The following is a 22,525-nucleotide window of genomic DNA, read 5'->3' on the forward strand; positions in this document are numbered from 1 at the left end:
AAATTAACAGAATATTTAAACATGGCGGAAAAATAAAATAATAGGGGGATAACCTTATGAAAAATAAGTTAAGTCAAACAGACACATTAGCCATCGGCTTAATGTTGTTTGCACTCTTTTTTGGCGCAGGCAATATGATATTCCCTCCTGTACTTGGACAGTACGCAGGTGAAAACGTATGGCTTGCGATCGGTGGATTTTTACTGACAGGCGTGGGACTTCCGCTGCTAGGCATCATTGCCGTTGCCTTGACAGGAACAGGTGCAAAAGGGCTTGCTGATAAAGCTCATCCTACATTCGGTACCATTTTCACCGTCATTTTATATTTATCCATTGGACCTTTCTTTGCAATCCCTCGTACTGGGACTGTTTCTTATGAGATTGGGCTGGCGCCGTTTCTGTCTGAAGCGCAGTCTGAATCATGGATTCCATTATTCTTGTTTTCAATTGCTTTTTTCGGCATTACCTATGCTCTTGCTTTAAATCCATCGAAGCTTGTTGACCGAATCGGTAAAATTTTAACACCAATTTTACTCGCTGTCATTGCTTTAATTGTGATCAAAGCAATCGCAACACCAATGGGTGGAATTGGCAGTCCACATCCAACCTATGAAGGAAGCCCGCTGTTTACCGGCTTTTTAGAAGGCTACAAAACGATGGATGCTCTTGCTTCAATCGTTTTCGGAATTGTCGTTGTCACGGCTGTGAAAGAGCGTGGTATTACAGAACGTAAATCGATTGCAGCAGCCTGTATTAAAGCGGGGCTTGTCGCAGCTGCTGGACTAGCTCTTGTGTACATATCACTCGCTTATGTCGGAGCATCAAGTCCTGAGGCTACAGGTATGGTCGGAGCAAATGATGGGGGAAAACTCCTTTCGCTTGCGGCAAACTTTTTATTTGGTTCTGCTGGAAATATTGTGTTAGGGGCTGCGATTTTATTTGCTTGTTTGACCACAAGTATTGGACTTGTTTCATCCTGCGGAGAATATTTTTCTACGCTATTTCCACGCTTTTCTTATCGTACAGTTGTTTTAGTTGTATCTTTATTCAGTACATTTGTAGCAAACCTGGGACTGGCACAAATTATTTCGCTCTCTGTTCCAGTGCTTGTTGCGATTTATCCGTTAGCCATCGTGATCATTCTCTTATCTTTTATTGATCGATGGATCAATGGAAGACGAATCATTTATATCGCTTCACTCCTTTTCACAGGTGTCTTTGCTGTGATTGATGGGCTCGTGGCAGCGAAAATCCCTCTTGGCGGATTACCTGAATTTTTAGAAGCTGTTGTTCCTTTATATAAACTTGGGATCGGCTGGGCAATCCCTGCCGTTCTTGGAGCTATTATTGGACTTCTTATTTCTTTATTGACTAGTCCACCTAAACAGCTTGCTTAATCAAGCATCAAAACAAAAAACATCCCTTTCCATAGGAGAAGGGGATGTTTTTTTATGTTCTTCATATACTAAAATAGAAAAATTCATGACTTTTGTATGAAAACACATGTTGACATCAGGCGTACATCCTTTATAATTAGTGAATGTTAATGAAGAACGGTTTTAACAACTAATTAACAGAATATTTCAACATAATATTGGAGGCTTTATATTCAATGAAGGCAACATTGTCGACGAAAGATACGGTTATTATAGGTTTTATGTTATTTGCTTTATTCTTCGGCGCCGGAAATATGATTTATCCACCAGAGCTTGGGCAATATGCTGGAACAAATGTATGGAGAGCAATGGGCGGATTTTTATTAACAGGTGTCGGTTTACCTCTACTAGGTATTATTGCGATCGCTTTAACAGGACGTGATGCAAAAGGACTTGCGGATAAGGCTCATCCAGTGTTTGGAACAGCATTCACCGTCATTTTATATTTATCCATTGGGCCGCTTTTCGCTATTCCGCGTACAGGAACGGTTTCGTATGAAATTGGCGCATTACCATTTTTATCAAGTGTGCCAGCTTGGCTGTCCCTTCTTTTATTTACACTCATCTTTTTCGGTATTACGTATTACCTTGCTTTAAATCCAACGAAAATCGTGGATCGTGTAGGGAAAATATTAACACCGATTAAATTTACGATCATTTTTATTATCATTGTAAAAGCCATTTTGACACCGATGGGCGTGATTGGTACACCAGATGTATCTTATAGCAACGGATCGTTTTTCAAAGGGTTTTTAGAGGGCTATAAAACGATGGATGCTCTTGCTTCTATTGTATTTGGAATTGTTGTCATCAACGCGATTAAAGGACGCGGTGTGACAAGTAAAAAGGCCCTGGCTTCTGCTTGTATCAAAGCAGGTTTGATTGCAGCTGCTGGATTAACCTTCGTTTACCTATCACTTGCGTATCTAGGTGCTTCTAGTACACATGCCATTGGATTCGTTGGAGATGGAAGCAAAATCTTAGCTCAGTCTTCTCAGTTCCTTTTCGGAAGTCTAGGAAATATTGTGTTAGGAGCTGCCATTACAGTCGCTTGTTTAACAACAAGTATCGGTCTTGTCACATCATGCGGAGAGTATTTCTCAAAGTTAATTCCTAAACTTTCTTATAAAATGGTCGTGACACTTGTTACATTATTTAGTTTCATCATTTCTAACTTTGGACTTGCTCATATCGTTGCTTTCTCTGTTCCAGTCTTAACAGCGATTTATCCGCTGGCAATTGTGATCATCGTTCTATCACTTGCTGATAAATGGCTTGGACATAGAAGACCAGTATATGTCCTCTCGTTAATTTTAACAGGGTGCGTCAGCTTATTTGACGGATTAGCAGCAGCAAAGCTTCCAATCGGTCCAGTAAAAGACCTCTTCCAAACAGTATTGCCTTTTTATGACCTTGGCATTGGCTGGCTTGTCCCTGCGTTACTTGGAGTCGCCATTGGATTCCTGATCTCACTTTTCACTTCTTCTGCTTCAGAAGAACGCCAAAAACAGGCGTCATAATACAAAAAAGCTGAAGTCCTATCAATGGACTTCAGCTTTTTTTATTGATGCTGATATTCTTTTTCCTGCTGAGCTAATAGCTTCTGAACGGCTCCAGGTGATGCTTTTTCAACAGCAGCTGCTGCTACATCAAATGAACCGTTATAATCGTATGCATAAAATCTTCGCTCTGCCTCTTTTAATTGTTCAGAAAGAATATGATTTTGGCTTCTAAAACGATTACCGTATTGAATGATTCGTTCAATTTGATCCACTTTAGTGAGCATTTCTTCCGTCTCATCCACAACATGTCTCACTGTGTCAGAGGCTTCTTTTAATTGCTCATTCACGGCTGGCATGTTGAGCGGCAGGTTCTCAAGCTGCTCGTGCACTTGCTGAATCATCTCCTGCGCTTTTTCAGCCTGCTCTTTCATGTCAGCAGGTACACCTGGAATATTGCTTTTTTGCAGCTGACGCACTGTATCTGTCAGCATCGTTTTGAGCTCAGCCAGTGTTTCTCTCGCTTGCAGCTCTTCTTTTCTTAATGATTGAAGGTGATCTTTAAACGTATCATGCAATGCTTTTGCATCATCGATAAAGGTTTCGAGCTGATTGATTTCATCCATTAATAATGAATATGCGACATGATCATGATCAAGCTTCTCTCGAATTTGTTTCATGAGCTTTTCAATTTCTTCTAAGCGTTTTTCGAACGCCTTCTGTTGATCAAGCTCTCCGGCTGTCAGTTTGTAGCTTTCTTTTACAAGAGCTGTTTCTGCCTTTGTTTGCGTGTGATCCTGCTCGAGTTTTTCAAATGCTTCCGTCAGCTCAGGCATTTTGCTTTTGATTTCCTGCCCTGCTTCTACTTCCGCTTCAAGCTGATCATACAGCGTCTGAATTGCATCATCAATCATTTGGAGAATGCTTGATGCTTCATCCAGATTGAGTTCATCAATCAGCAGTTTTTCCGCACGGGTCAGCTGTTTGTTTAAGTTCTCAAGCTCTTTAGTGATCTGGATGTGCTCGAGCTTGTAGCCTTTGTCTGTCATTTCTTTATATCCGTCTTTCAGCTTCGTCAGCTGGCCTGGTACGGTTTGTTTGCAGTCTGCAATGAGCTTCGGTACATCATTGATATACAGCTGAAGCTGATCGAGTCTGCGGTCTTGCTCAAGCAAAATCTTTCTTGCTTTCATATAGTTTCCGTTTTCTGTCTCTTCCTCGTACTGCTTGATCCCTTCCCAGGCCTCATCTAAGTCCTGCTCCATTTTGTCATAAAGGGTGCCGTATAAATGGCTGTACGCAAGCAGATTTTTTCGAACTGTTTGATATTGTTCTTTGACCTTTTCAATGTCCTTGCGATTTTGCTCCTCGCTTGTGACAAGGTCTGCAATCTCTTTTAAAATGTCTTCAATGTTCGAATCAGCAGCACTCAGCAAGTCCTCAATGTGCGTAAGAACCTGCTTGGCTTTGGAGAATCGATATTTATCAGAATACTCTTCTGCATCATATAATAGCTCCTCTACCTTTGGAAGATGGGCTGTGACGATATCGTCCCACTCTGCACGCCATCTTTCAAAAAATTGCTCTGTTTCTCCGGTCATTTTTAAATGTTTGATCTTTGAAATTTCTTCTACAATTGATCTGTTTAAAATTTCAATTTTCCATGCTTCCAATCGGTCAATCTCTTTATATATATTTTTTCGCAGGAAATAACCGACTGAAAACAAAGCAAGCAAAATGACAATTAAACCGATGATTAACTCCATAATGAGCCCCCTTGTTGTGATCTAAGTGATGTCAGGGTAAAAGTGTCCCGAGTAGACCTGAGAACCCTTTCGTGTCCGCTTTGCATTTGTTTTTATAAGCAGGATCGTATGTTTTCCAATACCATCCATTCACGGTTTTATGTATGTTTTTTCAAGAAAGTATTTGTGCGCTTTCTATCATTTGATCACACGTATCAATGTGACCTGCTTTTATGTATGCGGAAGCTGTCGTTTTCATTGTTATTATGATACCATGTAACCAGCATTTTTGGTCATGATTTTTCATTATTTTCGCTGATAAACATCACGTTTTTCAAAATATCGACAAGAGGTGACGACATGCTGAAACAAGATGCACATCTACATACACCGTTTTGCCCGCACGGTTCGCTTGATTCTTTTCATTCTTATATTGAAAAAGCCATCAAAAAGGGATTTGATTCCATAACCTTTACCGAGCATGCCCCGCTGCCTCCATCGTTTCAAGATCCAACACCTGAGCAGGATAGTGCCATGAAGCTCCAAGACCTTGAAGCGTATATCACGAAACTGGCTCAGCTGAAACAAGAATACAAAGGACAATTAATAGTAAAAACTGGGCTTGAGGTTGACTTTATCAAAGAGTATGAAGAGGAAACTAGAACCTTTTTAGACTGCTACGGTCCAGAGCTAGACGACGCCATTTTATCTGTTCACTTTCTTCCTGCTGGCGATGATTATATTTGCCTTGATTTTGACGAGCATGCCTTCCAGCAGCTAATAAGCATCTATGGCAGCATCGAACAGGTCTACCAAAGCTACTATGACCAAATTCATTCTTCTATTCTATCATCTTTAGGCCAATATAAGCCAAAGAGAATCGGTCATATCACCCTTGTCCAGAAATTCAAACAGCTTTTTCCATATGAAATGTCACCTGAACTTTGTCAAAAGGTCACCCTTTGCCTTGAAGAAACGGCAAAAAAAGGCATGTCCTTAGATTTTAATACATCAGGTCTTCGTAAAACATATGCCAGAAGTATCTATTTAGATCCATGGATGATTGACCTTGCCAAAAAGAAAAAAATTCCGCTCATATTCGGCTCTGATGCCCATCAAGCGGAAGATCTCGGATATGCGTATGATCAATTCGAGGACATCATGAGGTTCAGATGAGAATCTAGTGCCGGCTCTTTTGGTTCTAGCAGATGATGAAGCGAGCGGCTCAGCTCCTTAAAGTACATTTGATAGAAATACGGCTCACTTGGGTTCAAATAAAGCACCTCTGTTAAATATTGCGGCTGTAAATATGGCATCATGAGAAGTGATTTCAGCTGAATCATAAAGGATGCGAGTGACAGCTGCTCACAAATAACATGGGTGCTTTTTCCTTTTTCAATGATAAGCTGAAACAAATACTTTTCTTTTGTTAAATATGTCGACATGATTTCTCTGATGAGTGTCGAATCAATCGTCACCTCCCGATAAACGAAACGGGTTAATTGACGGTGATTGTGCTGATAAGATAAAATATCAAAAACCACATGTAGTAAGCATTCTTTTGCGTGACGGGTTTCCATGTGATGAAGATGTGATTCAATCATGTGAATGTAACCTTCATAAAAATCGGATACGAGCTGCTCAAGCAGCCCTCCTTTTCCTTGAAAGTAATAAGAAATGTGGGCAACGTTGACGTTTGCTTCCTTCGCAATCTCACGGACAGAGGTGCCAGAAAATCCCTTTTGGTTAAAAAGTCTGATGGCAGCATCCATAATACGATCTTTTGTTTGCACGGTTGTTGATGTTTTCATCCGCTCACCCCTCTTCATGTGTACATACTTCAAGATGAAGGCAGAAGTTCCTTGTACAATTGCTCGACAAATCCCACATGCGAAACGCAAGTTATGTATTTTTAAGATAGAAAGTAGGAGATTTTCATGTTTCATGTCGAAAAACAGTCTGGCGATCCTTCAAAAGACTATCAATTGCTTGTCAAACAGGTAGAAGCCATTACAGATGGTGAACCTGATCTGATTGCCAACTTGGCAAATGCAGCTGCGCTACTCTATCACACACTTCCTGAAGTCAATTGGGCAGGGTTTTATTTAGCAAAGGACGGCGAGCTTGTGCTTGGACCGTTTAATGGACTGCCTGCATGTGTGCGCATCCCTTCTGGAAAAGGCGTTTGCGGTACAGCGTTTGCGACAGGTGAAGTGCAGCGTATCGCTGATGTCCATGCATTCCCTGGACATATTGCGTGTGACGCCGCTTCGCAATCTGAAATAGTCATTCCGCTAAAAGTCAATGGACAGATCATTGGGGTGCTCGATATTGACAGTCCTGTGAAAGACCGCTTCAGTGAAGTAGATGAGACCTACCTTATTCAATTTACAGAGATTCTTCAACAGGCGTTATCTGTCTCTACGGATGCGTAATCATGCAGAAAAAGCAGGCACATTGTCTGCTTTTTTATGTTTCTTTATATAATGGGGAACGTCACCTTTGCCTCTAAATAGGTTGACTTCTCATACCCAGCGTCATATAATAGAGTTTGTGTGAAATATGGCAGCCTTTTTGTTCGGCTTTTTTGTATCATTTTGTTCCTTCTATTTGAAGGTGCATCTTGTAACTCCCTGCTGCTGGAGCGAGGATGCATGAAAACATAATGACGAAGAAGAGGAAGAACAGACGGTTTTTATTTTTCACAAATAAAAACAATAAGGAGGAGTCACATTATGGCTCGCTATACAGGTCCAAGTTGGAAGATTTCCCGCCGTTTAGGCATTTCATTAAGCGGAACAGGTAAGGAACTTGAAAAACGCCCTTACGCTCCAGGCCCACATGGTCCAGGACAACGCAAAAAACTATCTGAATACGGTTTACAATTACAAGAGAAGCAAAAGCTTCGTCACATGTACGGTGTCAACGAACGTCAATTCCGTACACTATATGACAGAGCTGCTAAACTTCCTGGTAAACAAGGTGAAAACTTCATGATCCTTCTTGAAACTCGCCTTGACAACCTAGTATACCGTCTTGGCCTTGCTCGTACTCGCCGCCAAGCTCGTCAGCTAGTAAACCATGGTCACATCCTTGTTGATGGAAGCCGTGTAGACATCCCATCTTTCTCTGTGAAACCAGGTCAAACGATTGCTCTTCGTGAGAAATCTCAAAACCTTGCAGTAGTGAAAGAATCAGTTGAAGTAAACAACTTCGTTCCTGAATACCTTTCTTTCGATGCTGAAAAGCTTGAAGGAACTTTCACTCGTCTTCCAGAGCGTTCTGAATTAGCGCCTGAAATCAGCGAACAACTAATCGTTGAGTTCTACTCTCGTTAATTTCATTACTTCTCTAAGAGAGAGCAAACAAACCCTAGATCCCTTGATTTTTCAAGGTTTTCTAGGGTTTTTTGTATGTTCTCAATTATACATGAAATCATTTGAAGTCATCTTCCATTTTCAACACTTATTTTCCCCGGCTGCCTGCTCCATTCTTACTTCAATCATATATACAAATATAGGAAACAATTCATTGAATTGCCTTTTTTCTATTGGTACAATAATGATAGATGACGTATCAGTCGTATGGTTTTCTATAGTACTTAGATGGAGGAGATCCATGTTTAGTATCACAATCATTCTATTCTTACTTTTAATCTTATCAGTGATTGCCTATTCTCTTTTAAGAAAAAAACAGATTATCAATGAACCGCCAAATAGATTTGCTGCATGTCTGTTTATCTTCCTGCTCTTTTTTTCTATCTGCTTTGTGATCGCGATTCCTAGTGTATTGCTATACATCACCGTTTTAGGCGTGAATTTTCTTTTTGGAGAAACCATCACGTATGATTCATTTTTTTCTTTAATCTCTTTCTCTTTGTTCGTGAGTGTTATCGTCGTTTTTTGGTCACCTGTCCTTCTATTCATAGGAAAAGGACTGGCTTATCTCCTTAAACTTCCTGTATGGCTCACTTATACTTTGGAATGGGTGAGTTCTTGGATCGTTTTACATCTCTCTATCAAGTATGTCCTTTACTTAAATTTAATGAATGTATCGATAGGGGATTCCGGCGTATTAATTTTATCATTCTTTGTCAGTTTTTTATTTATTGAGATTGATCTCTTTTACTCACGTAAGAAACAACGAAAACAATCGCTGGACACATATCATTAGCATGAAAAAAGCTCCTAGATTTCTTTCTAGGAGCTTCCAATCGTTCATTCTTGACTTGTCCATTTTGCGATGAGCTGCTCTGTTGTCATAACAGTCGCAAATTCATCATACAGGGTTGCAAGTGAGAGCCGGTGGATCGTTTCTGGGTCAAAATATGTACCATTTTGATCCGTTAATCCAAAGGCAGCTGTTGCATCTGAGATCAAGTACGTATCAAAGCCAAGATTTCCGCTCATTCTTGTGGTCGTTGAAACGCAGTGAGGGGTTGTTAATCCTGCGATGACGACCGTGTCAATCTGGTTTGATCTTAGATGTTCCTCTAAGTTAGTACCAATAAAGCTGCTGTTGACTTTCTTTTGTATCACCGTTTCTTCCTCTAGCGGTTTAGCAATATCTTTAAAAAGGTGCCCTTCATTTGCTGGATGAAAGACAGATTCCGGATTGTCGGATGTATGCTGAATATGAATCACTTTCCAGCTTTTCTCTCTCCAAAACGTCAATAGCCGGCTAATATTTTCCTCTGCCTTTAGGTTATTGCGTTCTCCCCATTTTTCATGCTCGAACGCTTTTTGTACATCTACAATGATGAAAGCCTTTTGATTCGTTTTCACAAACGCCCACCTCCGAAGATTCTTATTCACTACATGTAGTGTAAGGAATGGTGATCGTTTTGTACATGTTTTTATTCGGCTATGTACGATGCTTTGTTTTGCGTCATCGTTATGCTTCTTTTCAAGGTCTCTTTCATCTAACAGCTGCCATATGCCAATTGACATCAAAAAAGACAGCATATACCGCTGTCTTTTTTCGTTTTTTAATTCGTATTCTGTCCTCCGCCGTTCAGTCCTTCTTTAATATAGCCTTTCACTTGGCTTGAGGTTAATAGACCGATATGTCCAACGCCGTGAATCAGGACGTTTTTTGCGCCAATTAAGCGAGAGAGGCTGTTGACGACGATGAGATCGGCTGAACTATAGACAGATGTGTAAAGAATTTTTTGATTTGGATCTGTGCCAGGTAATGCTCTGTTTGAAACGAGTCCATTTGCTCCACCAATCGTGACAACGTTTTCAATTTTATCTCCGCCATCAAGATTTTTAATATAGTATAACGTGTTCGCCCCGCCCATACTATGAGCCACAATATCTACTTTTTTGGCACCCGTTTTGTTTAACACATCTTGGACGAATTTAGATAGACGCGGACCATTGTTGCGGTTATTTCCTGTTTTGTCTATGAAATCGATAGCATATAATTGGTTTCGATCCCAGCCTTGTCCAACCAAATAACTTTTAATAGAAAAAAAGTTATAAGAGGCACCACCAATACCATGTACCATCACAACCGGATTATGCTCAGCCGCCTTCACCTCTTTTGGCTGGATAAAAGCCATTGAACCAATCACCAATGCAAGCGCAACGAGAATTTGCAAACTCCTTTTCTTAACAAAAATCACTTTCATTCCCCCTTATTCATCTTATACGACTCTATTTTATAAAAGAAAAATATGTCAGAAAAGTGAACAAGGTAATGTTTATGAGATGATTTTACAGAAATATAAATAATCAAAAAGCACCTTGGACTTTTTTAAATTCAAACAAAAAGACTACGAGACCTTCTTTCTTTCATATATAATATCAATAGAAAAAGGAGGTTCTACTAGATGCTATTTACGCAAACCCCTGCTCCACCCTACTATGCCGTGATTTTCACATCAAAACGAACAAATGTTGAGCAGAAAGAATACGCTGCGGCTGCTCAAAAAATGGAAGAATTAGCGAAAGATCTAGATGGGTTTCTTGGAATAGAAAGTGTACGAGATGAACGTGGTGTTGGGATCACTGTATCTTACTGGGATTCATTAGCAGCCATCAAAGAATGGAAAGCACATACAGCACATCAGCGTGTTCAAAAAAAGGGGAAAAAGGATTGGTATGAATCCTATACTACCCGAATTTGTAAGGTAGAACATGCTTATACAAACAAAGATTCACTCCTTGAACAAGAAGCAGACGAATGAGCAACTTCTACATAAAAAAGAAAAGCACCTCAATGTACACGAACATTTGAGGTGCTTTTCCATGATGTTTACTGTTTCATAGAGATTTATTTATACGTCACAAGGAAGTATTTCTTTTTCCCTCTTCTTAAAACGGTAAATTGGTTTTCAATTCGGTCGTCAGCTGAGAGAACATAGTCTTTATCTGTTTGTCTCTCTCCGTTGATGGAGACAGCACCATTTGTGATATCTTCACGTGCTTGACGCTTTGATGGAGACAGCTTTGATTCCACAAGAATATCAACTAGTGTTAATTCTTCTGTGCTGCTTTTCTCCATTGATGGAACATCCTTAAAGCCTACTTTCACTTCTTCAGCTGTAAGAGATTTGATCTCGCCCTTAAATAGTGCATTTGAGATGTTGACTGCCTGTTCTAGTGATTCACGGCCATGTACAAGTGTTGTCACTTCCTCTGCTAGACGGCGCTGCGCTTCACGCTTTTCAGGTGCTGTTTGCACTTTTTCTTCGTACGATGCGATCTCTTCTTTTGATAAGAACGTAAAGTATTTTAAGTATTTCACGACATCACGGTCATCTGTGTTAATCCAGAATTGGTAGAACTCATATGGAGACGTTTTTTCTTTATCTAACCAGATAGCGCCGCCTTCTGTTTTACCAAACTTTGTGCCGTCTGCTTTTGTGACAAGCGGCATCGTCAGACCGAATGCTTTTGCTCCTTCTGCTTCAGACTTACGGATCAGCTCAAGTCCAGATGTGATATTTCCCCACTGGTCACTTCCGCCGATTTGCAGCTTACAATTTTCATTTCTGTAAAGGTTTAAGAAGTCTAAAGACTGCAGGATGACGTAGCTGAATTCTGTGTAAGAAATCCCTGTTTCGATACGTGAGCTCACGATATCTTTTGCCAGCATAAAGTTTACACCGAAGTTCTTTCCAATATCACGAAGGAACGTGATAACATTCATTTGGCTGATCCAGTCGTAGTTATTCACGATGACGGCTGGGTTCTCGCCTGCTTCAAAATCAAGAAATTGAGACAGCTGTCCTTTGATTTTATCTGACCACTGTTCGACGATTTCTGCTGGGTTGAGTGAACGTTCTGCTTTTTTGAAACTAGGATCGCCAATGAGTCCAGTCGCACCGCCAACAAGAGCAATCGGGTGATGACCTGCTTCTTGGAATCTGCGTAATGTTAAAATTGGCAATAGATGACCAATGTGTAAGCTGTCAGCTGTCGGATCAAAGCCGGAGTATAGCTTGATTTTCTCTTCTGCTAATAATTTTGTTAAACCTTCTTCATCTGTTTGCTGCTGAATTAATCCTCTAAACGATAGCTCTTCCATCAATTGACTCATATCCAAATCTCCTTTGTTTAAAATGAACATAAAAAACGCCCCTTCGAATGAACGAAGGGACGATATATATCGCGGTACCACCCTGCTTAAAAGACAAAAAATCTTGTCTTTTCACTTACACTGATAACGGACAGATCCGTTCTTTCACTAATCAGGGCATGCTCCTTTTCGTAAAAGCGGTTCGTGAGGGTAATTCGAATATCTCTTTGTACTGACTTGCACCAGCCGTCAGCTCTCTAAAACAGGGAAAGATCATTCTACTGAATCTCAGTCAAAACCTTTTCATATTCAACTAATGTCATTTTTAACACACTTTTGATATCAAGTCAACTGATGAAAAAATTAATCTTCCATTGTCGAAAGGTCGCCAGCAGGTAAATTCAGCTCCCACGCCTTTAGCACACGTCTCATAATTTTTCCGCTTCTCGTTTTTGGCAGTTTGTCTTTAAACTCAATTTCTCGCGGTGCCGCATGTGCTGCGAGTCCTTTTTTCACAAACGTACGAATCTCTTCTTTCAGCTCATCTGTCGGCTCATATCCGCTTCTGAGCGCAATAAATGCTTTAATAATCTCACCGCGGACCGGATCTGGCTTTCCAATGACACCAGCCTCTGCAATGGCTGGATGTTCGACCAGTTTACTTTCCACCTCAAATGGACCGACCCGCTCTCCTGACGTCATGATGACATCATCGACACGTCCCTGGAACCAAAAGTATCCGTCTTCGTCCATATAAGCTGAATCTCCTGAAACATACCAATCTCCCGGCATAAAGTAAGATTCATATTTTTCAGGATTGTTCCAGATCGTATGCATCATAGAAGGCCAGCCTTTTTTAATCGCAAGGTTGCCCATCCGGTATGGCGGAAGTTCATTTCCTGCATTATCCACAATCGCCGCTTCTACGCCTGGAATTGGTTTTCCCATTGAGCCTGGCTTGATGTCCATGCATGGATAATTACAAATCAGCTGTGCTCCCGTTTCTGTCATCCACCAAGTGTCGTGAATTCGTTTGCCAAAAACAGCATCTCCCCAGCGGATGACTTCTGGATTAAGAGGCTCTCCCACACTTAAGACATGACGGAGCGAGCTGAGGTCATATTTTTGAATGAGGTCATCCCCTGCCCCCATGAGCATTCTAAAGGCTGTCGGGGCACTGTACCAAACGGTTACACCGAGTGATTCAATGGTTTCATACCACGTATCAGGATTAAACCGGCCGCCTAAAATCACATTCGTCGCCCCATTAAACCACGGTGAAAAAATACCGTACACTGTGCCTGTAACCCAGCCTGGATCAGCTGTACACCAGTAAACGTCATCTTCTTTCAAGTCAAGCACCCATTTACCAGTCTGGCCTTGCTGCACCATTGCACCATGGACATGAAGCACACCCTTTGGCGTACCAGTAGATCCTGATGTGTAATGAAGCAGGAAGCCGTCTTTTTCATCCATCCATTCAATTTCAAGCTCCTTAGCTGCCTCCTCAAAGGCCTCTTCATAGTGAATTGTCCGAACGCCATCGACGTCTTCATTTTCACCGCCGACAATGATGACAGATTCAAGCTTTGGAAGCTCTGCAAATGGAATTCGTTCAAGTAGATCGGGTGTTGTCACGATCACCTTTGCTTCACTATTTTCTAAACGGTCTTTGACGGCACCTTCCATAAATGCCTCAAATAACGGGCCAACGATCGCCCCAATTTTCACTGCGCCTAGCAAAAGAAAATAGAGCTCAGGTGATCTTGGCATAAAGATAAACACGCGATCCCCTTTTTCTACATGTGCCTTTTCTTTGAATAGATTTCCCGCTTTGTTTGTGTTGATTTTCATATCCCTGAACGTATACTTTTCATCCCGCTGTGAATCTTTGTAGTGAAGCGCCACCTTGTTCTGACGAAACGAGTCCGCATGTCTGTCAATCGCTTCATAGGCTGCATTTATTTTTCCTGTTTCATACCAGGAGAAGTTTTTTCTAGCTTCCTCCCATGAAAAATCTTTGTATGCCTGCTCATAATCATTTAAATGATAATCCCCTTTTACTGATGGTAGCGTTTCCAATTTCATCAAACAGTCCCCCTTTGCATACGTTTACAATGACCATTATAGTATAGATGACTTTTTTTCTCAATTTTTAAAAAACTTCTGATGAAACCGTTTTAATTCTTACAAGATTTAAGATAGAATAGAGACGACTCACTAGAATTAGGGGCGGTGGATACGTGGAGCATCCTAAAACTTATTATTCAAAAACCATTGAGCGAGAAACAGGTTCCATCCTGATTGAAGGACCGGTACCTGCATCAGCGCTTGCGAACTATACGTTTCATGAAGGACTAACGGCATTTCGCACGCCTGAGGAACAGAAGCAAGCACTTGTTGAAATAGCAGATCTTCCAGAAGGACGTATTATCATTGCAAGAGTGAATGAGCTTGTCGTAGGCTATGTCACGTATTTGTATCCTGATCCACTTGAGCGCTGGTCAGAGGGCAAAATGGAGAATTTAATTGAGCTTGGCGCAATTGAGGTCGCTCCTCCATATAGAGGGTGCTCACTTGGCAAGCATTTGCTTGATGTGAGCATGATGGATGAGCAAATGGAGAATTACATCATCATTACAACTGAATATTACTGGCATTGGGATTTAAAGGGGACAAAGAAAAACGTTTGGGAGTACCGCAAAATGATGGAGAAAATGATGAACGCAGGCGGTCTTGTCTGGTTTGCAACAGACGAGCCAGAGATTAGCTCACATCCAGCCAATTGTTTAATGGCCAGAATTGGGAAACATGTGAGTCCTGATTCGATCGAGCGTTTCGATCGTCTTCGCTTCCATCAGCGCTTTATGTATTAACGTTCAATTCGTTTTTTTGGCAAAGGGGATTGGTAAACAATGATGATTGAACAAATTATGGAGCGTGATGTGATCACGCTGCGAAAAACCGATACGATTGAAGAAGCCATTCAAAAAATGAGTGCACATCACATCCGGCATATTCCGATCGTATCTGATCAAGGATCTGTCATTGGGATGGTGACAGATCGGGATATTAAAAATGCCAGTCCAAGTATTTTTGAAACAGAGAAAAGAAAGCTCTTTATTCAGCGGCCAGTCGAAGAGATCATGGTATTAGAAACGATCACTGCTCACCCGCTTGATTTCGTTGAGGAGATATCAAGTGTTTTTTTTGAGCACGGAATTGGCTGTCTTCCAGTGGTGAGACGCGGCAAGCTTGTAGGCATTATCACAAAAACAGATCTGCTTCGTACGTTTGTAAGACTGACAGGTGCAGATCAGCCTGGATCACACTTAGAGGTTGAAGTGGAGCAGATGACTGAAGGCCTCGCAGACATTACAGCCATTTTAAAGGAGCAGCATATTCAATTGCTGAGTGTGCTTGTGTATCCTCATGCCAATGAGGCTTCTAAAGTGCTCGTATTCCGCCTTCAAACCATTCATGCAGATCATGTGACGAAGCTGATTCGCGCAAAAGGCTATAAAGTGCTCTGGCCTATGGAGCAGACGATCAAATGAAGGAAGCGACCTTTGTTTTTTCACCATCTTTTCAAACGTACCAATTTAACCAAGATCATCCCTTCAATCAGCTTCGTGTCTACTTAACGTATGATCTTCTTCAAAAAATGAAGGCGTTAACAGAGGATGAAATCGTCGCACCGCGTATGGCTACTCTGGAGGAATTAAAGCTCGTCCATACAGCAGATTATATCCAGGCCGTGCAGCGGGCAAGTGAAGGAAAGCTGTCTACAGCAGAGGGGGAACGCTACGGTCTTGGCACAGAGGATACACCGATGTTCGCAGGCATGCATGAGGCGGCATCTCTCCTTGTTGGCGGAACGTTAACAGCAGTTGATCAAGTGATGCTCGGTCATTCCCAGCATGCACTCAATCTTGGCGGCGGGCTTCACCACGGGTTCAAAGGGCGTGCATCTGGCTTTTGTATTTATAATGACAGCTCAGTGGCGATTCAATATATTCAAAAGACGTATGGCGCTAGAATTTTATATATTGATACGGATGCTCATCACGGCGATGGTGTCCAGTTCAGCTTCTATGACGACCCAGAGGTATGTACAGTCTCCATTCATGAAACGGGACGCTACTTGTTCCCTGGAACCGGACAAGTACAGGAAAGAGGCCACGATAAAGGCTATGGCTACGCCTATAATATTCCGCTAGATGCATTTACGGAAGATGAATCGTTCCTCGAAGCATACCGAACAGCAGTGACTGAGATTGCTGCTTTTTTTAAACCAGATGTGATTTTGACGCAAAACGGGGCCGATGCACACTACTATGATCCGTTAACTCATTTATCTGCCACCATGAAAATATATGAGGAAATTCCTAGAATTGCCCATGAGCTTGCGCATCAATATTGTGATGGCAAATGGATCGCTGTTGGCGGAGGGGGATATGATATTTGGCGTGTCGTCCCAAGAGCGTGGAGCCGTATTTGGCTTGAGATGAAAGGCATTATACCGCCAGATGAACTCCCTCGGGATTGGATTCAAGCCTGGAATAAGCAATCGCCTGTTACCCTTCCACCTACGTGGAGAGACCCTGACGATTTATATCCACCGATCCCAAGAAAAGCTGAAATCACAGAAAAGAATGCTCAAACAGTAGAAAAAGCACTCATGCCTGTTAGAAGAGAAAAGAAAAAGGCATAAGAAAAGCAGGCTTTCCCTCACAAGGTAAGCCTGCTTTTTTTGTTTTATTTTGTTGATTGTCTTTCTTCAATTCTGTGCGGAAGCTCAACAATTTGATCGTCCACTTGTTCTTTGTTCATCAGCTTTGTGAGCAGTCTCATGGCAACAGCACCAATATCATATGTCGGCTGAACGACTGTTGTCAGCTGAGGACGCACCATGAGAGAAAGTCTTGTGTTATCGAAGCCAATCACTTCTAAATCTTCAGGAATGGATACCCCTCTGTCTTGTGCTCCATGAATGACACCTAGCGCCATTTCATCTGTAGCTGCGATAACAGCTGTCGGCTTGTCAGACTGCTCAAGCAGATGAGCAAGTGCTTCAATTCCAGAATCATAAGAGTAATCGCCTTCAGCGACGAGTGCATCGTCAAACGCGATGCCCGCTTCTTCAAGCGCACGCTTATAACCTGCAAGTTTTCTCATGGAATTAATTGGTTCTGACATTGGACCAGAAACAAACGCAATTCGTTTATGTCCTTTTTCAACTAACAGCTGAACTGAATCATAAATGGCCTGCTCATAGTTGATGTTGACAGATGGTGTTTGAGCTTGCTCTTCAACAGATGCTGCAAGCACAATCGGCACAGGAGAGCGCTTAAATTCTTCCACATGCACATCTGTGATGTTTCCGCCCATAAAGACAATTCCGTCTACTTGTTTGCCGAGCATCGTATTTAACAAATGAAGCTCTTTATCTGTATTTTGATCTGAGTTGCTCAAAATGATGTTGTATTTATACATCGTGGCGATATCTTCAATACCGCGTGCTAATTCCGAATAGAAGATACTAGAAATATCAGGGATGATGACCCCAACTGTCGTTGTTTTTTTACTTGCTAGGCCTCGTGCCACTGCATTCGGACGATAGCCAAGGCGATCAATCGCTTCAAGCACCTTTTTTCTTGTTGTTGGTTTTACGTTTGGATTACCATTTACTACGCGTGATACCGTTGCCATACTTACATTTGCTTCTCTTGCTACATCATATATTGTAACATTATTCACATAAATCACTCCTTCAAATACACTTCATATCTATAGCATTCACCAATTGGATAGAGACATGTCAGATACGAGGAAAATAATATCCTATTTGTCATTAAAACGATGAAAAGAGACACATAATTTTTCAATCTACATCAAAATGACATTCTTTTATGAAATTATACACGTTTTTTTGTCATATGAAAACGTTCCCTTTCTTTTTATAACTAAATTAAACAAACTTTAAACAGCTTGTTACCTGTAATTTGAATCATATTTCATAAAAAACCATCGAGAACGCCAGCTATGACAATGATCTTAACAGATTCTATCGATTTTTAAAAATGAAAACATTGTGAACAAGCTCTTTTTGAACTTGCAATGTGCTTTCTTCCTTTCATTCCCAAACTTCATCGTATTTTCTCCATTAAAAAACCGCCGGGCAGTCTCCGGCGGCGATTTCTATCTATGATTACGCGTGAATGTTGACAAGTGGTCTTAACGCATCTAACCATTTTTCGAATTGTGGAATGTCCATTTGCTGCGCTGAATCAGATAGAGCAACAGATGGATCTGGATGTACTTCTGCCATAACACCGTCTGCTCCAATCGCAAGAGCTGCTTTTGCTGTTGGAAGGAGAAGATCTCTACGTCCAGTTGAATGTGTCACATCAACGAAGACTGGTAAATGTGTCTCTTGTTTCAAGATTGGCACTGCCGAGATATCTAGTGTATTTCTTGTTGCTGTTTCGTATGTGCGGATACCGCGCTCGCAAAGGATGATTTGATCATTTCCTTGGGCGATGATGTATTCAGCGGCATTGATGAATTCTGAAATGGTCGCTGCAAGGCCGCGTTTTAAAAGAACTGGTTTCTTCACGGAACCGGCTTCTTTTAACAGTTCAAAGTTTTGCATGTTACGTGCCCCAATTTGGATGACATCAATATGCTCAATCGCTTCTTCAATATGAGCAGGATTAACAATTTCACTAATGACAGCAAGACCGTATTCATCCGCTACACGCTTTAGAATCTTAAGACCATCTACACCAAGTCCTTGGAAATCGTATGGACTTGTACGAGGTTTAAATGCGCCTCCGCGTAGTAGTTTTAACCCTTGTTGTTTCGCTGCTGCAGCTACTTCTGCAACTTGCTCGTAGCTTTCAACAGCACATGGTCCAACGATGAAGCGCTGCTTTCCATCACCGATCGCTTCCCCATTGATGTTCACGATTGTGTTTTCTGGTTTTTTCTTACGAGAAACAAGAAGTGCTTTGCTATGGTCATCTTCTTGAAGCTCTAGACCTGCTTTGAAAATCTCTTTGAAAATATGCTGAATGGTTGAGTTTTCAAATGGTCCATCATTTTCTTCAAGAATTTGGTTCAGCATTGTGCGCTCTCTGACAGGATCATAACGGTTGACACCTTGCGCTTCTTTCGCTTTTCCAATTTCTTTTACAATGTTTCCTCTTTCATTGATCAGTTTTAAGATTTGAAGATTTAGTTCATCTGCTTGCTGCCTCAATTTTTCTAGTTCATTGTTGCTCATTTTTGTCATCCTTTCCTCTGCCTGTTCTCGCTTTTTATTTTTTCATTCTTGCATGATAGGGTTTATTATAAACAAAGATTTCGGAATTGTCACGAAAATTTTCTTTATTACCCAAACGCTTTTAAGCGGTAAAGTATTGTATGTAAGATTATAGCATACTTTTCGTTCAAGTAAACCTTTTTTTATAAAAAAAACGTCAGCCGCTGCTGACGTTTCTTTCTTTTACAGATTATGTTCAAGCGCTTCTTTTGTAATGCTTGAGTGGGATGCATGCCACTTCACTTTTCCACCACTAAAGACGAGTGCTTGAGGACTTTCGTGCTTTACACCCGATTTTTCAGCCACGTAGGATGAAAGCTCTCTCGTATTTTGAATTTGCAAGAAATACGTTGGCACGTCTTCGTGTGCAGACGCAAATGCTTCAAACTCATGAAAAGCCGCTTGGCTGATCGGACATGTCAAACTGTGTTTAAAAAAGACAAACGTCCCATCTTGATTCGTTAGTTGATCAAACTGTTCTTCTGTTTCAATGAGTTGTTTTGACATGATGTTCTCCTTCTTCACTTCGAGCTGTGAGGGTTAGCCTTTAGTAGATTGTTCTACTTTTTCTTTGATATCTTTGATGCCGTCTTCAATTTCTGATTTTGCTTCTTGTGCTCGTACTTTTGCTTCATCAGCTACATCTGATGCTTCGCTTGCTAAATCAGCTGCCGCATCTTCTGCTTCACTTTTCACATGATTAGCTTTACCAGCTGCACGGTCTTTTATGTCTTTCACTTTGTCTAAAATCTGATTTGACTGCTCTGCTACAAGCTGAGACAATTCAGACGTTTTATCTTTCGCAATCGTCACATATTCAGTGCCTCTTTCTTTTGCATCTGTTGCGAGTCGATCTGTTTTTTCTTTTAAAACATTCGCTTGGGTGTTCAAATCATCGCGAAGCTCTTTCCCTGACTTCGGTGCTAAAAATAATGCTGTTGTTGCACCAACAATTCCACCAATAAGTGTTCCGATCAAAAAGTCTTTGCTATTGATTCCGTCTTTGCTCATGATTATTCCTCCTATGCGAATATGGTTTATTTTTGGTGTTTACGCTGTTTCCATTTTTTATAAATTTCAAGTGCTGCGTTACTCCAGCTAACCACATCCGTCACTTTTTCTTGATTTCTTTCAACGGATGAAGAAACCGCACCAGCTGCCTGCTTTATGCTTGTATTAAATTGGTTGATCGAGCCACCAATTCCCTGCACCGCATCCACAACTGTGTTAAGTTTTGCCGATTTGTCTTGAATATCTTCAGCAAGCTGATTCGTCTTATGTAGCAACTGTGCTGTCTCTGTGGTGATACCTTGCATCTGACCTTCAAGACCTTCTAAAGTTGATGCAACATTCTTTAATGTCAGCTGTAAGGATTTTAATGTTTTGGACAAATAGATGACAAGAATGAGGAAAGCAATTGCGATCAGTGCAACGCTTAGATATAGAATAATAATCATCTGATACCTCCTTTGCTGCGGGCATATTCAATTCATTACCCTCTCGTTGTATCATTCAAACATCGCCTAGAATGACCGATTGAATAATAATTCTACACTTATTCGCTAATTCCTGTCCACAGCGAACGAAAAAAAGCGGCACATGTTGACACATTTAGCTCTTTTGTCACATTTTATTCAAAATAAAAAAAGTGCCGCGTGAAACGGCACTTTTTTAAGCATTTATACAGCGACTTTTTCATAAGCGCGCAAATATTTTTGAATGTCTCCTGCTCCCATAAAGATCAGAATCGCATCTTCGTGCGCTTTCAGCACAGATGTATCTTCTTCCTCAATCAATTGGGCCTGCGGGATTTTTTCTCTTAAATCTTCAATGCTCAGCTTCCCAATGTTTTCGCGGGCTGAACCGAAAATATCACAAAGGTAGACATAGTCGGCTTTCTTTAGACTATCAGCAAATTCACTTAAGAATTGCTGTGTACGTGTGAAGGTATGCGGCTGGAAGACAGCCACAATATCACGGTCCGGATATTTTTGGCGAGCTGCTTCAATTGTGACTTCAATTTCAGTTGGATGATGTGCATAATCATCAATTAAGACCTGCTCACCGACCACTTTTTCATTAAAGCGTCGTTTCACACCGCCAAATGTCTTTAATGCGCCTTTGATAAGCTCTACATCAATGGACTCATAGTGACATAATGCGATAACAGCTAACGAGTTGAGGACATTATGATTTCCGTAGGCAGGAATGTAGAAGGTATCATAAAACGTATTGCGTACAAATACATCAAATGTAGTACCTTCCGTATTTTTCACAACATTGCGAGCTTGGAAATCATTTTCTTCGTTGAAACCGTAGTACACAACAGGTACCTTCGCTTGAATTTTTGGCAAGTGCTCATCATCACCGCAAGCAATAATCGCTTTTTTCACTTGAAGCGCCATGTTTTGAAACGCATCAAATACGTCATCAATATCTGAGAAATAATCAGGGTGATCAAAATCAATATTGGTCATGATCGCATAATCTGGATGATAGCTGAGGAAGTGTCTGCGGTATTCGCATGCTTCAAAGACAAAATACTCGCTGTTTTCTTTCCCCATTCCAGATCCATCACCGATTAAGTACGAAGTAGGTTTTGCTGCCTGCATGACGTGAGCAAGCAGTCCTGTTGTCGATGTTTTGCCATGAGCACCAGTAATCGCAACGTTTGTGAATGAATCCATGTATTCTCCAAGGAATTTATGGTAACGAATGACAGGAATCCCTTCAGAAAGGGCACGTTCAATCTCAGGGTGTGTATCAGGGAATGCATTTCCTGCGATGACCGTCATCCCTGGCTGAATATTATCTGGGTCAAATGGTAGAATTTTAATATTTCGTTCTTCTAATGCTTTTTGTGTAAAGATATGTTTTTCGATATCCGATCCTTGGACAGTATACCCAGTATCATGAAGAATTTGGGCCAGTGGACTCATACCTGTCCCTTTTATTCCAACAAAATGATAAACAGTCATAATTGTACCTCCA

22 protein-coding genes and 1 other annotated feature are annotated in these 22,525 nt (G+C 41.1%); of the genes, 10 read left to right on the plus strand and 12 right to left on the minus strand.

Annotation, left to right across the window (positions count from 1 at the left end; translation table 11 throughout):
• Positions 1 to 56 precede the first annotated feature (56 nt).
• A complete protein-coding gene (brnQ, locus tag ACN6NB_RS13385; RefSeq protein WP_268464423.1) occupies positions 57 to 1,397 on the plus strand; it encodes a branched-chain amino acid transport system II carrier protein in 1,341 nt (446 codons plus the stop codon).
• Positions 1,398 to 1,612: 215 nt separating this feature from the next.
• Positions 1,613 to 2,956, plus strand: coding sequence for a branched-chain amino acid transport system II carrier protein (gene brnQ / locus ACN6NB_RS13390; RefSeq protein WP_126681472.1), 1,344 nt, complete (start codon positions 1,613 to 1,615; stop codon positions 2,954 to 2,956).
• A gap of 41 nt (positions 2,957 to 2,997) precedes the next feature.
• Here brnQ (ACN6NB_RS13390) and ezrA read toward each other — a convergent pair whose 3' ends face one another.
• On the minus strand, positions 2,998 to 4,701 hold the full coding sequence (gene ezrA, locus ACN6NB_RS13395) for a septation ring formation regulator EzrA (protein ID WP_474253386.1): 1,704 nt from the start codon (positions 4,699 to 4,701) through the stop codon (positions 2,998 to 3,000).
• Between the two features lie 339 nt (positions 4,702 to 5,040).
• Here ezrA and hisJ point away from each other — a divergent pair, with 339 nt between their 5' ends.
• The gene (hisJ, locus tag ACN6NB_RS13400) at positions 5,041 to 5,856 is read left to right on the plus strand and encodes a histidinol-phosphatase HisJ (RefSeq protein ID WP_041086648.1); all 816 of its coding nucleotides are present in this window, start codon (positions 5,041 to 5,043) and stop codon (positions 5,854 to 5,856) included.
• Here hisJ and refZ read toward each other — a convergent pair.
• Complete coding sequence (gene refZ / locus ACN6NB_RS13405) at positions 5,826 to 6,491, minus strand: forespore capture DNA-binding protein RefZ (protein ID WP_064497818.1); 666 nt, start codon at positions 6,489 to 6,491, stop codon at positions 5,826 to 5,828. The genes hisJ and refZ overlap by 31 nt on opposite strands.
• Before the next feature lie 126 nt (positions 6,492 to 6,617).
• On the opposite strand from refZ, the gene ACN6NB_RS13410 reads away from it, so the two are divergent.
• The 3 genes from ACN6NB_RS13410 to ACN6NB_RS13420 all read left to right on the plus strand — a co-directional run bounded on the left by ACN6NB_RS13410 (position 6,618) and on the right by ACN6NB_RS13420 (position 8,853).
• Positions 6,618 to 7,115: a GAF domain-containing protein gene (locus ACN6NB_RS13410; protein ID WP_064497817.1), complete on the plus strand. Its 498-nt coding sequence runs from the start codon at positions 6,618 to 6,620 to the stop codon at positions 7,113 to 7,115.
• A gap of 300 nt (positions 7,116 to 7,415) precedes the next feature.
• Positions 7,416 to 8,018, plus strand: coding sequence for a 30S ribosomal protein S4 (gene rpsD, locus ACN6NB_RS13415; RefSeq protein WP_039180654.1), 603 nt, complete (start codon positions 7,416 to 7,418; stop codon positions 8,016 to 8,018).
• A gap of 280 nt (positions 8,019 to 8,298) precedes the next feature.
• Positions 8,299 to 8,853, plus strand: a complete 555-nt coding sequence (locus ACN6NB_RS13420; protein ID WP_474253387.1) for a hypothetical protein — start codon at positions 8,299 to 8,301, stop codon at positions 8,851 to 8,853.
• A gap of 44 nt (positions 8,854 to 8,897) precedes the next feature.
• Here ACN6NB_RS13420 and ACN6NB_RS13425 read toward each other — a convergent pair whose 3' ends face one another.
• Together ACN6NB_RS13425 and ACN6NB_RS13430 are read right to left on the minus strand one after the other, a co-directional pair.
• Positions 8,898 to 9,464, minus strand: coding sequence for a cysteine hydrolase family protein (locus tag ACN6NB_RS13425; protein ID WP_474253388.1), 567 nt, complete (start codon positions 9,462 to 9,464; stop codon positions 8,898 to 8,900).
• A 203-nt stretch (positions 9,465 to 9,667) separates the two neighbouring features.
• Entirely contained in the window at positions 9,668 to 10,246 is a 579-nt protein-coding gene (locus ACN6NB_RS13430; protein ID WP_369880183.1) for an esterase/lipase family protein, read from the minus strand.
• A 270-nt stretch (positions 10,247 to 10,516) separates the two neighbouring features.
• Here ACN6NB_RS13430 and ACN6NB_RS13435 point away from each other — a divergent pair, with 270 nt between their 5' ends.
• A complete protein-coding gene (locus ACN6NB_RS13435; protein WP_144491314.1) occupies positions 10,517 to 10,873 on the plus strand; it encodes an antibiotic biosynthesis monooxygenase family protein in 357 nt (118 codons plus the stop codon).
• Between the two features lie 86 nt (positions 10,874 to 10,959).
• On the opposite strand, the gene tyrS is transcribed toward ACN6NB_RS13435, so the two are convergent.
• Both tyrS and acsA read right to left on the minus strand, forming a co-directional pair.
• Positions 10,960 to 12,228 carry a tyrosine--tRNA ligase gene (gene tyrS, locus ACN6NB_RS13440; RefSeq protein WP_039180668.1) on the minus strand — a complete coding sequence of 423 codons (1,269 nt, stop codon included), beginning with the start codon at positions 12,226 to 12,228 and terminating at the stop codon, positions 10,960 to 10,962.
• Between the two features lie 52 nt (positions 12,229 to 12,280).
• Positions 12,281 to 12,512 (minus strand) — a binding site (T-box leader).
• Positions 12,513 to 12,570: 58 nt separating this feature from the next.
• On the minus strand, positions 12,571 to 14,295 hold the full coding sequence (gene acsA, locus ACN6NB_RS13445) for an acetate--CoA ligase (protein ID WP_126681467.1): 1,725 nt from the start codon (positions 14,293 to 14,295) through the stop codon (positions 12,571 to 12,573).
• Positions 14,296 to 14,450: 155 nt separating this feature from the next.
• Here acsA and ACN6NB_RS13450 point away from each other — a divergent pair, with 155 nt between their 5' ends.
• From ACN6NB_RS13450 to ACN6NB_RS13460, 3 genes are read left to right on the plus strand one after another with little or no spacing between them, the layout of a single operon-like run.
• Positions 14,451 to 15,083, plus strand: a complete 633-nt coding sequence (locus ACN6NB_RS13450; protein ID WP_106025779.1) for a GNAT family N-acetyltransferase — start codon at positions 14,451 to 14,453, stop codon at positions 15,081 to 15,083.
• 39 nt (positions 15,084 to 15,122) lie between these two features.
• Positions 15,123 to 15,764: a CBS and ACT domain-containing protein gene (locus ACN6NB_RS13455; RefSeq protein WP_024424849.1), complete on the plus strand. Its 642-nt coding sequence runs from the start codon at positions 15,123 to 15,125 to the stop codon at positions 15,762 to 15,764.
• A complete protein-coding gene (locus tag ACN6NB_RS13460; protein ID WP_144516126.1) occupies positions 15,761 to 16,921 on the plus strand; it encodes an acetoin utilization protein AcuC in 1,161 nt (386 codons plus the stop codon). Before ACN6NB_RS13455 ends, ACN6NB_RS13460 begins: the two co-directional genes overlap by 4 nt.
• Positions 16,922 to 16,965: 44 nt before the next feature.
• On the opposite strand, the gene ccpA is transcribed toward ACN6NB_RS13460, so the two are convergent.
• The 6 genes from ccpA to murC all read right to left on the minus strand — a co-directional run bounded on the left by ccpA (position 16,966) and on the right by murC (position 22,512).
• Positions 16,966 to 17,967 (minus strand): catabolite control protein A, encoded by a 1,002-nt coding sequence (gene ccpA, locus ACN6NB_RS13465; RefSeq protein ID WP_212048636.1) that lies wholly within the window; start codon positions 17,965 to 17,967, stop codon positions 16,966 to 16,968.
• Between the two features lie 451 nt (positions 17,968 to 18,418).
• On the minus strand, positions 18,419 to 19,495 hold the full coding sequence (locus ACN6NB_RS13470; protein WP_034279528.1) for a bifunctional 3-deoxy-7-phosphoheptulonate synthase/chorismate mutase: 1,077 nt from the start codon (positions 19,493 to 19,495) through the stop codon (positions 18,419 to 18,421).
• Between the two features lie 222 nt (positions 19,496 to 19,717).
• A complete protein-coding gene (gene ytxJ, locus ACN6NB_RS13475) occupies positions 19,718 to 20,041 on the minus strand; it encodes a bacillithiol system redox-active protein YtxJ (RefSeq protein ID WP_039180682.1) in 324 nt (107 codons plus the stop codon).
• Between the two features lie 33 nt (positions 20,042 to 20,074).
• Complete coding sequence (locus tag ACN6NB_RS13480; protein WP_039180684.1) at positions 20,075 to 20,545, minus strand: YtxH domain-containing protein; 471 nt, start codon at positions 20,543 to 20,545, stop codon at positions 20,075 to 20,077.
• A 26-nt stretch (positions 20,546 to 20,571) separates the two neighbouring features.
• On the minus strand, positions 20,572 to 20,991 hold the full coding sequence (locus ACN6NB_RS13485; RefSeq protein WP_024424855.1) for a DUF948 domain-containing protein: 420 nt from the start codon (positions 20,989 to 20,991) through the stop codon (positions 20,572 to 20,574).
• 222 nt (positions 20,992 to 21,213) lie between these two features.
• Positions 21,214 to 22,512, minus strand: a complete 1,299-nt coding sequence (murC, locus tag ACN6NB_RS13490; protein ID WP_039180691.1) for a UDP-N-acetylmuramate--L-alanine ligase — start codon at positions 22,510 to 22,512, stop codon at positions 21,214 to 21,216.
• Positions 22,513 to 22,525: the final 13 nt, after the last annotated feature.

This window comes from Bacillus sp. 11B20 (assembly GCF_056098985.1).

Bases quoted from the DNA above. Each gene is read 5' to 3' on its own strand.
- brnQ (WP_126681472.1), top strand. From the start codon at position 1,613: ATGAAGGCAACATTGTCGACGAAAGATACGGTTATTATAGGTTTTATG.
- ACN6NB_RS13410 (WP_064497817.1), top strand. From the start codon at position 6,618: ATGTTTCATGTCGAAAAACAGTCTGGCGATCCTTCAAAAGACTATCAA.
- ACN6NB_RS13460 (WP_144516126.1), top strand. From the start codon at position 15,761: ATGAAGGAAGCGACCTTTGTTTTTTCACCATCTTTTCAAACGTACCAA.
- ytxJ (WP_039180682.1), bottom strand. From the start codon at position 20,041: ATGTCAAAACAACTCATTGAAACAGAAGAACAGTTTGATCAACTAACG.
- acsA (WP_126681467.1), bottom strand. From the start codon at position 14,295: ATGAAATTGGAAACGCTACCATCAGTAAAAGGGGATTATCATTTAAAT.
- murC (WP_039180691.1), bottom strand. From the start codon at position 22,512: ATGACTGTTTATCATTTTGTTGGAATAAAAGGGACAGGTATGAGTCCA.
- ACN6NB_RS13480 (WP_039180684.1), bottom strand. From the start codon at position 20,545: ATGAGCAAAGACGGAATCAATAGCAAAGACTTTTTGATCGGAACACTT.
- ACN6NB_RS13420 (WP_474253387.1), top strand. From the start codon at position 8,299: ATGTTTAGTATCACAATCATTCTATTCTTACTTTTAATCTTATCAGTG.
- hisJ (WP_041086648.1), top strand. From the start codon at position 5,041: ATGCTGAAACAAGATGCACATCTACATACACCGTTTTGCCCGCACGGT.
- ACN6NB_RS13435 (WP_144491314.1), top strand. From the start codon at position 10,517: ATGCTATTTACGCAAACCCCTGCTCCACCCTACTATGCCGTGATTTTC.
- ACN6NB_RS13470 (WP_034279528.1), bottom strand. From the start codon at position 19,495: ATGAGCAACAATGAACTAGAAAAATTGAGGCAGCAAGCAGATGAACTA.
- brnQ (WP_268464423.1), top strand. From the start codon at position 57: ATGAAAAATAAGTTAAGTCAAACAGACACATTAGCCATCGGCTTAATG.
- ACN6NB_RS13430 (WP_369880183.1), bottom strand. From the start codon at position 10,246: ATGGCTTTTATCCAGCCAAAAGAGGTGAAGGCGGCTGAGCATAATCCG.
- ACN6NB_RS13455 (WP_024424849.1), top strand. From the start codon at position 15,123: ATGATGATTGAACAAATTATGGAGCGTGATGTGATCACGCTGCGAAAA.
- rpsD (WP_039180654.1), top strand. From the start codon at position 7,416: ATGGCTCGCTATACAGGTCCAAGTTGGAAGATTTCCCGCCGTTTAGGC.
- refZ (WP_064497818.1), bottom strand. From the start codon at position 6,491: ATGAAAACATCAACAACCGTGCAAACAAAAGATCGTATTATGGATGCT.
- ACN6NB_RS13485 (WP_024424855.1), bottom strand. From the start codon at position 20,991: ATGATTATTATTCTATATCTAAGCGTTGCACTGATCGCAATTGCTTTC.
- tyrS (WP_039180668.1), bottom strand. From the start codon at position 12,228: ATGAGTCAATTGATGGAAGAGCTATCGTTTAGAGGATTAATTCAGCAG.
- ezrA (WP_474253386.1), bottom strand. From the start codon at position 4,701: ATGGAGTTAATCATCGGTTTAATTGTCATTTTGCTTGCTTTGTTTTCA.